Origin of the sequence: Campylobacter hyointestinalis subsp. hyointestinalis (genome assembly GCF_013372145.1) — a bacterium.
GTDB classification, from domain to species: Bacteria; Campylobacterota; Campylobacteria; order Campylobacterales; family Campylobacteraceae; genus Campylobacter; species Campylobacter hyointestinalis.
The window spans coordinates 1,158,943-1,171,030 of sequence record NZ_CP053827.1 but is presented as its reverse complement, the minus strand read 5'-3'; the positions used below and the strand labels follow the sequence as shown (position 1 = coordinate 1,171,030).

Below are 12,088 nucleotides of genomic sequence, written 5' to 3'. Positions count from 1 at the left end.
TTCCAAAAGCGGTTGTTATATTTTTTGCTTCTATCAAATTTCAAGCTCCGTATAAATTATCGAAAAAATAGCATCTATTGCAATGATCCAAAATATCGCATTTACAACGCTTTTTGTAGTAAGCTCTCCAACGCTATTTGTACTTCCACTTACCTCAAATCCTCTCATGCAACCAATCAGCCCAATGACGGCTCCAAAAAATGGTGCTTTTAATATCCCGACCCAAAAATGCCTGAGTTCAATGCTACTTTTAAATCTCTCAAGATAATCATTAAAACTAAGATCTAAATAGAAATTACAAACTATCATTTGTCCAACTATGCTTATAGAATTTGCTAAAAATACGACAAGTGGCATAGCAATGATAAGTGCCATAATTCTTGGTAGAACGATAAATTTAAAAGGCTCAAATCCCATAGTTTTCATAGCGTCTATCTCTTCGGTGATCTTCATAACGCCGATTTGCGCCGTAAAGCTTGAAGCAGAGCGTCCAGCTACGACGATGGCAGCGATGAGTGGGCCTACTTCACGAAGCGTCATTATACCCATTATATCTACTACAAAGATACTAGCTCCAAAGCGCTCTAGCATACTAGCTCCTTGATACGCTAAAACTATACCTATCAAAAAGCTTGTTAAACACACGATAAAAACAGCCTTTATACCCACGTCTTTGAAGTGGTTTGAAAGCTCTTTAAATCTTATATTTTTAAAATTCCAAATGCTTGAAGCTACACCAAATAAAAACTCTCCTAAAAATATGCAAAAGTTGATGAAGTTGTTTTTTATAGATAAAAAACTTTTACCTAAATCCTCTATTAAATTTAAGCTAAAAGTCTTTGATAACTTTGTATTTAGAATCTTTTTATCACCGACTAATGCGAAAATCTTATCAAATTTATCATTTGAGTTGATGAGTTTAGGAGAGTCGTAAATTTTTGTCATAAAAACTGCAGCGCTGTAGTCGATTCGCTCTAAATTTAAAAGATCTAAAGTATGAACTTTCAGACTTTTAAGTTTTTTAATGTCGCTTTTGCTTAGATTATAGTCAAATTTGCCACTTAGCGTTAAAACGCCGTTTTCAAACTCAAATTTCAAGCTATCCTCCATCACATAATGCCTCGTTCTTTCAAAAGAACGTAAAGTCTAAGCGTAGCAGTAGTTAAAGTAACTATCGCAGGACCAAGTATCACTCCCCAAAATCCAAAGCTAGAAAGTCCGGCTATCATCGCAAAAAACAGAAGCAGCTCGTTCATCTTTGCTTTTGTTTTGACTAATTTTTGGTTTATAAATTTAATTATAAGTGGCTTTATAAAATTGTCCGCTAAAGTAGATATCACTATAACTGAGTACAAAAATATACTGATTGCTCCAAATGTATCGCCAATGCTTAGCTCATATATGCTAAAAGGCACATAGACAAGCGCGCCGCCCACTATAGGTATAAGAGATGCAAATCCAAAAAGTACGCCAAATAAAAGTCCATTTTGTCCGTAAAAAAGCACTATCAGTGAAAATAAAAATCCTTGTAAAATCGCATTTGCGATAGTTGTATAAAAGACGACGCTCATCGTATTTGTCACTTCTAAAAATATAAACTCAAGTTCGCTAGGTGCCATAGGGGTTACGCTTTTTATGTAGCTTGCAAGCTCGCTTCCATATAGATGAGACAAGAAGAAAAACAGAACTATAAGTCCCATATCAGTAAAAAATGACGCGCTTTTTTCTAAGCTACCTTTTATGTAGTTAAAAGCATTTGTTACTAAAGAGTTGAAGTCTACGCCTAAGAGCAATTCTTTAAATTTAGGCTCTAAAAACTGGACTTTGCTAGGCAGCGTAAAGTCATAGTTTTTAACATATGTAACAATAGAGTTTAAATACTCTATATCTACGCTAGTACCTTGCTGAAATATCGCAACTACGGCATATATAAAAGGTATTATAAATATCGCCGCAAAAAATATCGTAGTAAATATCGTAGATATTAATCTTTTACCTTTAGTGGCTCGCAAAAAGAAATTTTGTATGTTTGCTGTAGCGACTGCTAAGAGTATGCCTATGCTTATGGTGAGTAAGTATGACTTAAATAAAAATATCATCCAGCCAAGCACAAATACGGCAAATAGAGCGAAAAAAATTTGATTTGTTTTTTGCACCTTATCGTCCTTTACTGATTTTAGTGAGTTGTTACTCATCAAATAAGCCTTTGCTAGGTTTTATCCCTAAAGTATCAAAACTTTTGTAGCTTAGGGTTCTTCCTTTTGCAGTCCTTTGTATATATCCGTTTGCTAATAAATATGGCTCTATCACGTCTTCAATCGTACCTTCGTCTTCGCTTAAAGCAGCAGCTATAGTAGAAAGTCCTAAAGGGCGATCTTTAGCGTCTAAAAGTATATCAAGATACTTTAGATCCATCTCATCAAACCCAAGGTCATTTACCCCAAGACTATCGAGAGCTTCTTTTGCTCTATCTTTTGTTATATTGTTTTCATCATTTATCTCAGCAAAATCACGTATTCTTTTTAAAAGGCGTAAAGCTATACGAGGAGTTCCACGACTTCTTTTTGCGATCTCTAAGCTAGCTTCTTTTTGACAATTTTTCCCAAGCTTATTTGATGCTTTTGATACTATCAAAGCGAGTTCTTCTGGTGTGTAAAACTGTAATCTAAACTGCATTCCAAAGCGATCTCTAAGAGGAGCTGATATCATTCCAGCTCTTGTTGTAGCACCGATCAGCGTAAATTTAGGAATGTCTATTTTTATGGTTTGAGCAGCAGGTCCGCTTCCTATGATGATATCTAGTCTAAAATCCTCCATAGCGGAGTATAAAACCTCTTCTATAGCAGAGCTTAGTCTATGGATCTCATCTATAAAAAGTACGTCGCCGGCTTCTAAATTTGTCAAGATCGCGGCAAGATCTCCTGATTTTTCTATCATAGGAGCTGCGGTTATCTTTATATTTGTGTTCATTTCGGAGGCTATTATGTGAGCGATAGTAGTTTTTCCAAGTCCAGGAGGTCCATAAAATAGGGCGTGATCCAAGCATTCAGATCTTTTTTTTGCCGCTGCTATAAAAACTTTTAAATTTGACTTGATTTTTTCTTGTCCTATGTAGTCATCAAAGCTAGCCGGTCTTAAATTTACCTCATATTCACTCTCAAAACTTACTTTTTCTATCTCAACTATTCTATCCAAAATTATTCTCCACTATATGGCATGAACTTAGCGCCCATTTTTTCAAAATAATACGCTCCGCCTTTTATATCTTTGACATTACTATAGCCTTTTTCTTGCAAAAATTTCATAGCCGCCTTAGATCTGAGCGCCGTATGACACATCAAGACTATCTCATCGTCTTTTTTGAAATTTTGTTCTATGAGTGGCAAAAACATAGGATTTATCTTTCCGTTTAAATTTTCAAACGTTATTAGTTTTGAGCCTTCTAAAATGCCAAATTCTATCCACTCACTAGGACGTCTGATATCTACTATGTGATTATTTGGTATATTCATGCTCACTACTTGGAAACTTTTTAGTACGCACTTCGTCTGCGTAATCTTGCATGGCGTTTCTTATCAAATTTGCACCGTCTAAAAACCTTTTTACGAATTTAGGTTTAAACTCTTCGAAAAATCCAAACGCATCGCTCCAAACAAGCACTTGCCCATCCGTATCGCTTCCAGCGCCTATGCCTATGGTAGGGATTTTTACGCTATTAGTTATCTTTTTACCTAGTTCGCTAGGGATGCCTTCTAGTAAAAGTAGCCCAGCTCCTGCTAGCTCAAGCTCTAGCGCGTCATCTAATATTTTTTTTGCAGTCTCTTCGTCTCTTCCTGCTACTTTAAAACCGCCCTCTTTTCTTGAGAGTTGCGGTTTTAGCCCGATATGTCCCATAACGCCGACTCCGTTTTGGCTTAGAGCTTTTACGATACCCTTTATCTCGGATCCGCCTTCTATCTTTACTGCGTCGCAGCCTGTTTTTTTATAAATTTCTATGCAGTTTTTTAAGGCTACTTTTTTAGAGTAGATTGCTCCAAAAGGAACATCTACTACCAAAAATGCTCTTTTAGAGCCGGTTCTAACTGCTTTTGCGTGATATATCATTTCTTTTACGCTAAGTCCTATGGTCTCATTTTTCCCATTAAAGCTCATATTTAAGCTATCTCCGACCAAGATCATATCTGCGTAATCATCAAAAAGCTTAGCAAAAAGAGCGTCATAAGCAGTTATCATCACAATCTTTTGCTTGTTTTTCATAGCAAATAGATCGCTTATAGTGATCTTTTTCATTTTTTTCTACCTTAATTATTTTATTTTTTGCTAGATTTTACCTAAAATTTGCTACAATTTGTCTGAATATAAAAGGAAAACGCCAGTGGGAATACTCAAACAATTAGAAACCGATTATGATTTAGATATAGTTGAAGACTTTTTGACGCATTTCGATTTTATGTCCTCGAGCTTGGATCCTTTGATTATAAATTTGAGTAAAAAAGAAGTTTGCTCAGGAAATTTAGATGAAATTTTTCGTATATTTCACAATATAAAATCAGCAGCAGGATTTTTAAAGCTAGAGCCTCTTATCAAGCTCGCGACGCTTTGTGAAAATATACTTGATGAAGCTAAAAATCAAAAAGATGAAAACTCTGAGGCGAGTGATGAGTTTATAGACTGGCTTTTATTGGTTGCTGATCAAGTAGAAACTTATAGAGCAGATATAGAAAACGACGAGCTGTATTTTCACATATTAAATCCAAAGATCATCAATATGCCAAAACGATTTTTTTCTTGACAATAGTATTAAATTTATGTATAATCTTCCCACTTTACGGGGGTGACTTGGCTTCGACAGGAGTAGTGAAGTCACGGTGGCATGCAGCTTTGGGCAAAGCTTAAAAAGCCTAAAATTAAAATTAAACGCAAATAACGTTAAATTCGCTCCTGCTTACGCTAAAGCTGCGTAAGTTCAGTTGAGCCCTGCAAAACTTTGATACTATCTAGGAGTTTTTGCGGGTAATTTTCGATAGTGTAGGTTCTAAATTTGACGAGTTTAGAGCCCAAATTTAGTCTTAGCTTAGTCAAGTGTTTTGGGAAATGAGCATGACTAAGTGAAATTTTCATTTCTGCTAAGCATGTAGAGGCTGTGGGTTTGTTATTTTTGGACTGCGGTTCGATCCCGCACACCTCCACCAAGTATCAAATCTCATCCCTTTTGAAAATCTCAAAAAGTCTCTAGAAACTACTTGTATATCGTCATTTTAAAGCTTTTTAAAAATTTTTGTTAATCCATAAAAGTCTTATATAATTTCTAAAATTAATGTAGTATAATAATGTAGTTTTGTTTTATTAGTGTAGTTTTATAAAAAAAGGAAATAAAAATGGCGAACATATCAAGAGTAAATTTACAAGATAAAAATATAAGAGAGTTAGAAATAAGAGAGAAGCAATGCAGAAAAGCAGTTGGCAATCCAAAAGAGCTTTATATTTGGGTTAATCCAAGCGGGGGTAAAAACTTTTTTTATACTCCACAAAGGCAAAACTCAAAAATTAAAAGAATTTATACAAGGCGAATACATGGTTGAACATGCAAGAGCTGATGCACTAAAGATAGTAAAAAGAATAGAACACTCATCAGTTTTAAAGTCAAATAAATACAGCATAGGTGCACTGTTTGATAGCTATATCAAGCAAAAAAACAAGCCACATTAACGCTAAATTATACGCAAAAAATAATAAATCAGATGCAAACTTATATACTACCTAGATTTGAAAATACAGATATTGCAAACATAAAATTTAGCCACCTAAAAGAAGTCCTAGACCCACTTTTTAATCCCTATAATCCAAAGCAATCTCGCCTTGAAACAATACATCGTATAATTAATCATTTAAACGCATTATTTGAAATTGCTATCAATGACAGATACATTGACTATAATCCTTGCAAAGCTTTGCACAAACAATACCCCACATCAATGCCATTTTACACTTAAAAATGGCATTGACACAAGATACGCAGCAATTACTAGCAAAGAGCTTTTAAAAGAGTTTTTGAGTGATTTACGAGACGATAATAAGATGGATTTACAAACAAAAAAGAGTAGTAATACTTCAAATTTTATGTGTAAATAGACCTATCAATACAGCTAGTGCAATGTGGGAGCATATTGACTTAGAAAATGGCATATGGAGCATTCCTGCTACACAGATGAAAATGAGATTTACCCATAAAACAGCTTTATCAAAAGAAGTTATTAATATCTTTAAAGAACAAAAGCTATATAGCCCCATAAATAGCAAATTTGTATTTCCAGCTCTTACAATGGCAGGACATATAAACAAAGACAGCATAGGCAAAGCGATACGAAATTTAGGTGGTAAAAATAAATACTTAAACAAAGCAAGTGCTCACGGATTTAGAGCGACATTTAAAACAATTTGTACCTTAAACCTTGCAACCCTTACAAAACTAGGAATAAGCGAGAAAACAATAGAAAACGCACTAGCACATAAAGAGTTAAACAATGTAAAATACGCATATGAGAGAAAAACAGCTACAATAGAGCAAAATAGGGCTTTAATGCAGCGGTATGTTGATTATTTAAATAGTTTAGTTAAGTTTATTTAATTAATATTTATTTTAATATAGTATCATAAGCATTATTTTATACATTGTCAAAACCCTTATAAAAACTTATGAAAGTATAAAGAATGGGGAAATAGTGTCTTTTTTAGAAAAAAACCAAAAAAGTTAAAAAAAAAGGAAAGAAACAGATAAATACTGATTGATATTTTAAATGGGTTTGATATTACAAGCAAAAACAACAAGTCAAAAATTACTAAATTTTAAATTTAAAAGAGCCGTAAAAAAATCAGATAAACACTCCTCCCTCTTTTTTAACTATTTTTGATTTATACAAAATAAAAAAAATGAAAATATATGTTTTTTATATTGATTTTATACTTTTTAATATTGTTTTATTATACTATTTTTATATTATATTAATTCAAAAGCCCACTAAGATAAAAACATAGAAAATTATTCATTATTTTAAAGAGCCATAATTTAGAAAAATAACAAGGTTAAATTTAAGTGGTGGAGAATATTTTCTATACTTTAAGGTTAGTCAAAAAAGTAGAGTAAATTTAGACATACATAAATCAAAAGTAAGAAATAAAAAATCCTACAAAAATACAAAGATAAAAAATTAACATTATAGTAATTTTATTTATGATTGTAAAATTTAATAAAAAAAGGCTTGAACAATGTTATAATCAGCATTTAAAGGCTTAAAATGGCATTACTGAACTTCCACCATTAAATTCTTTCTGGCTTTTAAACAGGCTATTAATTCAATGCCAAATAACAACTACAAGTAGTTTATAATTAATCGCTTAAAAGCATTATTAATCTAAATTTGATTATTCTGGCAATATAAATTTAACAATCAATAAACAATTTACACTTATAATTTCGCATATTATTTAAGGAGAGATTATGAAAAAAATAGCGTTATTATTTTTGTGTGCATATGCACTAAATGCAGCTCAGTTCAATGCTGCTATGCAAGAGTATATAGCGGAGTTGAAGTCTGAAGCTTTAAAGTTGGATCCAAATTTTAAAGATTTTGATGCAGCAAAAGGCGAGCTTATCTTTGTTACAAAAAATATTGGTAAAAACTCACAAAATATATCCTGTCAAAGCTGTCACGGCGAAGATCTTACTAAAGAATCTATGAATATCTTTACAAACAAAACCATCGCACCGCTTTCGCCAAATGCAAATTCTTCTAGGCTAAGCTATGTTAAAGAGGTGAAAAAATGGCTAAAAAGAAATTTTAAAGATGTCTATTTAAGAGAAGGAACCGCTATAGAAAAAGGCGATGTTCTTTATTATCTTATAAAGCAATAAGGATAAAATATGAAATTTTTACTATTTATATGTATGGCGATTTTGAGTTTGTATGCAAAAGGAGATGGTGTAAGAGGCGGACTAGATGTAAAACCTGTGGATAATGAGCTTTATAAAAAAGAGTGCGCTAGCTGTCATTTTGGCTATCAGCCTGGACTTATGCCAACTCAGTCTTGGGAATTTATAATGAAAAATTTAGCCGATCACTATGGCACTGATGCGAGCATTGATGATGAGACAAATAAAAGCATACTTAGCTATCTTTTAGCAAATTCTAGCCAAAATGCGATGAACTATAAAAGAAGTGCAAAGATAACCAAATCCTTAGAAAACGGGGTTTTGTACCAGTCTATAACAGATATCCCTTATCATATCAAAAAGCATAAAAAGATAGAAAAGTGGATGATAACTCAAAAAGAGGTCAAAACTCTGTCAAATTGCACCGCCTGTCATAAAAAAGCTGAGCTTGGGATATATGGTAAAAAAAGCATAGATATACCAAATTACGGAGCTTGGCGTGATTAAAAGTTATATTTGGAGCTTCTGGGCGAGATTTTCTCATATCGCCTTGATATTTAGCTTTATAATTTCTTATATATTGAGTGAATTTGATAGTTTGCTTTATTTCCACGCCGCTTTTGGCGTGGTTTTTGGCGTTGCGGTTATATTTAGGATAGTATGGGGATTTATCGGGACAAAACATTCTAAATTTAGCGATTTTAAATTCCACGGATTGATGGCATATTTTCACCCTTTTTTTGGTAAGAAAGAGAAATTTATCGGACATAATCCAGCTTCAAGTATAGCGATCATTATTATGTTAAGCCTCGGATTTGTTTGTGCTGTTTCTGGACTTATGCTCTATGCAATAGATAAAAATAGCGGAATTTTTGCATTTTTATATGATAGTTATAGTGAGCTTAAATTTGTAAAATCCATACACGAAGTATCTGCAAATGTGCTTTTATATACAGTGCTTATCCATACTTGCGGAGCTTTAATAGATAAATTTATACATAAAAATGATGCTTTGGACTCTATGATCACTGGCTATAAACTAACGCAAAACGATCAAAGCGTTAAACCAAACTATATCCAAAAAGTATTTTGTTTTGTATGGATTTTAGCTATACTTTCGACTTTTTTTTATATTTTTAATACAAATAATTTTATTTTAAGATCTCACGCTATAAGCGTGGATTATCGGTCGCAAAATGCTCTGTTTGCTAAAGAGTGCGGAAGCTGCCATATGATCTATCCGCCATTTCTACTACCTAAAAAATCATGGGAGATCATGATGGGTGGACTAGAAAATCATTTCGGCACTGATGCAAGCATAGATGATGATACAAATAAAAATATACTGAACTTTTTAGTCGCAAATTCTGCTCAGACAAGGGGTGATAAAACTGCATTTAACATACTTAAATATGCAAAAAACGACCAAAATATAGCCATAACTCAAAATGAATACTGGATAAAAAAGCATAGAAAGATAGATGAAAAAGTATTTTTAAGAAAAGATGTAAAATCCAAAGCAAACTGCGTGGCTTGTCATAAAAAAATAGAAAACGGTATAATCGGCTTGATAGACTATGAAAAAATAAAATAATTTACAAGCGTTTAGCGAGTTTAAAATTTGCCTTATAGCTATTTTTATTTTGATTTAATATGGTTAAGTTAGATTTATTTATGGATCAACCTTTGCCTAAATACTTAAAAAAAATTGCTTTAAATAACTTGATAAAGCTATATTTAAGATTTATAAAATAGCTTAAATGCTTTATTTGATGATTTTATAAATACTATATTAAGCCATTTTTTAGTAAAATAAATATAGTAAAACTTGGTACAAAGTACTAAATTTAGCTGTTTTTGTTGCTGTATAAATTTATCCTTTTAGGATTTGAAACTTTCCTATTATGACTACTGGATAATCATCTATGGTATAAATTTATCCTTTTAGGATTTGAAACTACTCCTCACGCCATTAAAAACCGTAGAGCCATAGTATAAATTTATCCTTTTAGGATTTGAAACAAGATTTCCAACCATCAGATAGACAATTTCTCATGTATAAATTTATCCTTTTAGGATTTGAAACCTTTTACGCTAACGCCTCTTTCTGAAACGGTAGGAATGTATAAATTTATCCTTTTAGGATTTGAAACTTTTTCCTCCTTTTAGTTTCTACCAAATTCAACGACAGTATAAATTTATCCTTTTAGGATTTGAAACTTGTCTTGATAGTTAAGCTTAATCACAACTGCATTAGTATAAATTTATCCTTTTAGGATTTGAAACCCCATTTATTATTGAAAACTAGCTCGTTCGTGTTTTTGTATAAATTTATCCTTTTAGGATTTGAAACCTTTAACTGGAATTTATCCGGACAACAAAAAAATAGTATAAATTTATCCTTTTAGGATTTGAAACTTTATGAGCTTGAAGGACTTAAGGACGAAGTATCTGTATAAATTTATCCTTTTAGGATTTGAAACCCGGTAGCACTGGGGCGCTTCCATTTATGCAAAGGGTATAAATTTATCCTTTTAGGATTTGAAACGAATTTCTATTTTTTGGTCGGCTACAAAGGCTTTAGTATAAATTTATCCTTTTAGGATTTGAAACTTTTGAGTTTCAAAATAGAAATTTCCGCCGTTTGGTATAAATTTATCCTTTTAGGATTTGAAACTTGCTACTGCTTCGAGAGGTATTTAGAATATTGCTGTATAAATTTATCCTTTTAGGATTTGAAACATTTCTCAATTTCCTCATTCATCTTTAAATCCTTTCGTATAAATTTATCCTTTTAGGATTTGAAACGTTGAGAGCTTAAACTCTCGCCTATGCTTTGTGATGTATAAATTTATCCTTTTAGGATTTGAAACAATTTGATAAAGGATAAGAGATGAACAATAGGCTAAAGTATAAATTTATCCTTTTAGGATTTGAAACTCAACCGTCGCACTTGCTAGTAGTCCGCTTTGGTCGGTATAAATTTATCCTTTTAGGATTTGAAACAAGTAATTACGTCTTTGGCCACTCTCTTGTCTTTAGTATAAATTTATCCTTTTAGGATTTGAAACGTGCAGGTAGCGGAATGATAGGCATTCCTACCGTGTATAAATTTATCCTTTTAGGATTTGAAACAGGCATATCGCATTTTTAGAGTGCGTCTGTGCAGTATAAATTTATCCTTTTAGGATTTGAAACGCGTGTATGATATGAATAGAGTAATTTTAAAACCGTATAAATTTATCCTTTTAGGATTTGAAACGTTGTAGAGTTGTCAAAAAGCCTAAAATCCACGTTGTATAAATTTATCCTTTTAGGATTTGAAACCTCTTAGCCTCATCGCATAGATAGTCGTGAATTACCGTATAAATTTATCCTTTTAGGATTTGAAACGTCTTGCTGTTCTATTGTTCATCTTTGATTTGTTGTATAAATTTATCCTTTTAGGATTTGAAACTAGATTGATAAACACTCACATAATCATCGGTTGATAGTATAAATTTATCCTTTTAGGATTTGAAACATATTTCTGATAGCTCTGCTCTTGTGATACAAAGTGTATAAATTTATCCTTTTAGGATTTGAAACACTTCAAAACCAGCCTTAAATTTAGCAAAAGGAAGTATAAATTTATCCTTTTAGGATTTGAAACCTCCATTTGTAAAAACTGCTATCAATCTGCTTTAAGTATAAATTTATCCTTTTAGGATTTGAAACCAACCAAAGCAAAACATTTCATCGGCTATCTTTTGGGTATAAATTTATCCTTTTAGGATTTGAAACTTTTCCCTTTTTCCATTGCTATTTTTGTGTTACCATCAGTATAAATTTATCCTTTTAGGATTTGAAACTTCGCAGAACAATAAAACTGTGTGCCTAAAGTAACCACGTATAAATTTATCCTTTTAGGATTTGAAACTAAAATAACTAAAAAAGTTTTTTAAGGTATGTAAGTATAAATTTATCCTTTTAGGATTTGAAACTCAAGGAAGCCGATGCAACTATCAGCGATGCCAAGTATAAATTTATCCTTTTAGGATTTGAAACTCCTTTTGTTTTGAATTGATTTTTTTTAAAGAAGCCAGTATAAATTTATCCTTTTAGGATTTGAAACTTCACCGTGCCTAGTGATACTTTATATTTTCTCAGTATAAATTT

14 protein-coding genes, 1 other RNA gene and 1 CRISPR repeat array (1 of these 16 cut by a window edge) are annotated in these 12,088 nt (G+C 32.2%); of the genes, 10 read left to right on the top strand and 5 right to left on the bottom strand.

All coding sequences use genetic code 11. The features are described from left to right. Positions 1-33: 33 nt before the first annotated feature. The 5 genes from CHHT_RS06060 to panB are packed head-to-tail and all read right to left on the bottom strand — an operon-like array spanning position 34 to position 4,290. The gene (locus CHHT_RS06060) at positions 34-1,110 is read right to left on the bottom strand and encodes an MlaE family ABC transporter permease (RefSeq protein ID WP_034963924.1); all 1,077 of its coding nucleotides are present in this window, start codon (positions 1,108-1,110) and stop codon (positions 34-36) included. Beyond that, positions 1,110-2,195, bottom strand: a complete 1,086-nt coding sequence (locus CHHT_RS06055) for an AI-2E family transporter (protein WP_051663810.1) — start codon at positions 2,193-2,195, stop codon at positions 1,110-1,112. The genes CHHT_RS06060 and CHHT_RS06055 overlap by 1 nt, the downstream gene beginning before the upstream one ends. Beyond that, positions 2,188-3,195 carry a Holliday junction branch migration DNA helicase RuvB gene (gene ruvB, locus CHHT_RS06050; RefSeq protein ID WP_034963926.1) on the bottom strand — a complete coding sequence of 336 codons (1,008 nt, stop codon included), beginning with the start codon at positions 3,193-3,195 and terminating at the stop codon, positions 2,188-2,190. The genes CHHT_RS06055 and ruvB overlap by 8 nt, the downstream gene beginning before the upstream one ends. A 2-nt stretch (positions 3,196-3,197) precedes the next feature. After that, positions 3,198-3,512 (bottom strand): rhodanese-like domain-containing protein, encoded by a 315-nt coding sequence (locus CHHT_RS06045; protein WP_034963928.1) that lies wholly within the window; start codon positions 3,510-3,512, stop codon positions 3,198-3,200. Continuing rightward, the gene (gene panB, locus CHHT_RS06040) at positions 3,496-4,290 is read right to left on the bottom strand and encodes a 3-methyl-2-oxobutanoate hydroxymethyltransferase (protein ID WP_034963930.1); all 795 of its coding nucleotides are present in this window, start codon (positions 4,288-4,290) and stop codon (positions 3,496-3,498) included. The genes CHHT_RS06045 and panB overlap by 17 nt, the downstream gene beginning before the upstream one ends. A gap of 85 nt (positions 4,291-4,375) precedes the next feature. Here panB and CHHT_RS06035 point away from each other — a divergent pair, with 85 nt between their 5' ends. The 10 genes from CHHT_RS06035 (at position 4,376) to CHHT_RS06010 (ending at position 9,524) form a co-directional block, all read left to right on the top strand. After that, on the top strand, positions 4,376-4,792 hold the full coding sequence (locus CHHT_RS06035) for an Hpt domain-containing protein (RefSeq protein ID WP_034963932.1): 417 nt from the start codon (positions 4,376-4,378) through the stop codon (positions 4,790-4,792). A 38-nt stretch (positions 4,793-4,830) separates the two neighbouring features. Further along, positions 4,831-5,192, top strand: a transfer-messenger RNA (tmRNA) gene (ssrA, locus tag CHHT_RS06030). Positions 5,193-5,378: 186 nt separating this feature from the next. After that, positions 5,379-5,582: a hypothetical protein gene (locus tag CHHT_RS09195; protein WP_234945133.1), complete on the top strand. Its 204-nt coding sequence runs from the start codon at positions 5,379-5,381 to the stop codon at positions 5,580-5,582. Continuing rightward, a complete protein-coding gene (locus CHHT_RS09190; RefSeq protein WP_255199055.1) occupies positions 5,575-5,709 on the top strand; it encodes a hypothetical protein in 135 nt (44 codons plus the stop codon). The genes CHHT_RS09195 and CHHT_RS09190 overlap by 8 nt, the downstream gene beginning before the upstream one ends. Before the next feature lie 32 nt (positions 5,710-5,741). Then, complete coding sequence (locus CHHT_RS09435) at positions 5,742-5,993, top strand: phage integrase central domain-containing protein (RefSeq protein WP_332057433.1); 252 nt, start codon at positions 5,742-5,744, stop codon at positions 5,991-5,993. Further along, on the top strand, positions 5,917-6,132 hold the full coding sequence (locus CHHT_RS09185) for a hypothetical protein (protein ID WP_255199054.1): 216 nt from the start codon (positions 5,917-5,919) through the stop codon (positions 6,130-6,132). Before CHHT_RS09435 ends, CHHT_RS09185 begins: the two co-directional genes overlap by 77 nt. 22 nt (positions 6,133-6,154) lie before the next feature. Further along, the gene (locus CHHT_RS09180; protein ID WP_234945131.1) at positions 6,155-6,628 is read left to right on the top strand and encodes a tyrosine-type recombinase/integrase; all 474 of its coding nucleotides are present in this window, start codon (positions 6,155-6,157) and stop codon (positions 6,626-6,628) included. 870 nt (positions 6,629-7,498) lie between these two features. After that, positions 7,499-7,912 carry a DUF1924 domain-containing protein gene (locus CHHT_RS06020; protein ID WP_034963940.1) on the top strand — a complete coding sequence of 138 codons (414 nt, stop codon included), beginning with the start codon at positions 7,499-7,501 and terminating at the stop codon, positions 7,910-7,912. Between the two features lie 9 nt (positions 7,913-7,921). Then, a complete protein-coding gene (locus CHHT_RS06015; protein ID WP_034963938.1) occupies positions 7,922-8,437 on the top strand; it encodes a diheme cytochrome c in 516 nt (171 codons plus the stop codon). Beyond that, the gene (locus tag CHHT_RS06010) at positions 8,430-9,524 is read left to right on the top strand and encodes a cytochrome b/b6 domain-containing protein (protein WP_074898823.1); all 1,095 of its coding nucleotides are present in this window, start codon (positions 8,430-8,432) and stop codon (positions 9,522-9,524) included. The genes CHHT_RS06015 and CHHT_RS06010 overlap by 8 nt, the downstream gene beginning before the upstream one ends. 271 nt (positions 9,525-9,795) lie before the next feature. After that, a CRISPR array of direct repeats spans positions 9,796-12,088; the repeat unit is 30 nt; unit sequence GTATAAATTTATCCTTTTAGGATTTGAAAC (it continues 9,536 nt past the right edge of the window).

What these genes read in the sequence shown, in the direction of transcription:
- CHHT_RS06060 (WP_034963924.1), bottom strand. Translation starts at nt 1,110, where the DNA reads ATGGAGGATAGCTTGAAATTTGAGTTTGAAAACGGCGTTTTAACGCTA.
- CHHT_RS06055 (WP_051663810.1), bottom strand. Translation starts at nt 2,195, where the DNA reads ATGAGTAACAACTCACTAAAATCAGTAAAGGACGATAAGGTGCAAAAA.
- CHHT_RS06045 (WP_034963928.1), bottom strand. Translation starts at nt 3,512, where the DNA reads ATGAATATACCAAATAATCACATAGTAGATATCAGACGTCCTAGTGAG.
- panB (WP_034963930.1), bottom strand. Translation starts at nt 4,290, where the DNA reads ATGAAAAAGATCACTATAAGCGATCTATTTGCTATGAAAAACAAGCAA.
- CHHT_RS09195 (WP_234945133.1), top strand. Translation starts at nt 5,379, where the DNA reads ATGGCGAACATATCAAGAGTAAATTTACAAGATAAAAATATAAGAGAG.
- CHHT_RS09190 (WP_255199055.1), top strand. Translation starts at nt 5,575, where the DNA reads ATGGTTGAACATGCAAGAGCTGATGCACTAAAGATAGTAAAAAGAATA.
- CHHT_RS09435 (WP_332057433.1), top strand. Translation starts at nt 5,742, where the DNA reads ATGCAAACTTATATACTACCTAGATTTGAAAATACAGATATTGCAAAC.
- CHHT_RS09185 (WP_255199054.1), top strand. Translation starts at nt 5,917, where the DNA reads ATGACAGATACATTGACTATAATCCTTGCAAAGCTTTGCACAAACAAT.
- CHHT_RS09180 (WP_234945131.1), top strand. Translation starts at nt 6,155, where the DNA reads ATGTGGGAGCATATTGACTTAGAAAATGGCATATGGAGCATTCCTGCT.
- CHHT_RS06020 (WP_034963940.1), top strand. Translation starts at nt 7,499, where the DNA reads ATGAAAAAAATAGCGTTATTATTTTTGTGTGCATATGCACTAAATGCA.
- CHHT_RS06015 (WP_034963938.1), top strand. Translation starts at nt 7,922, where the DNA reads ATGAAATTTTTACTATTTATATGTATGGCGATTTTGAGTTTGTATGCA.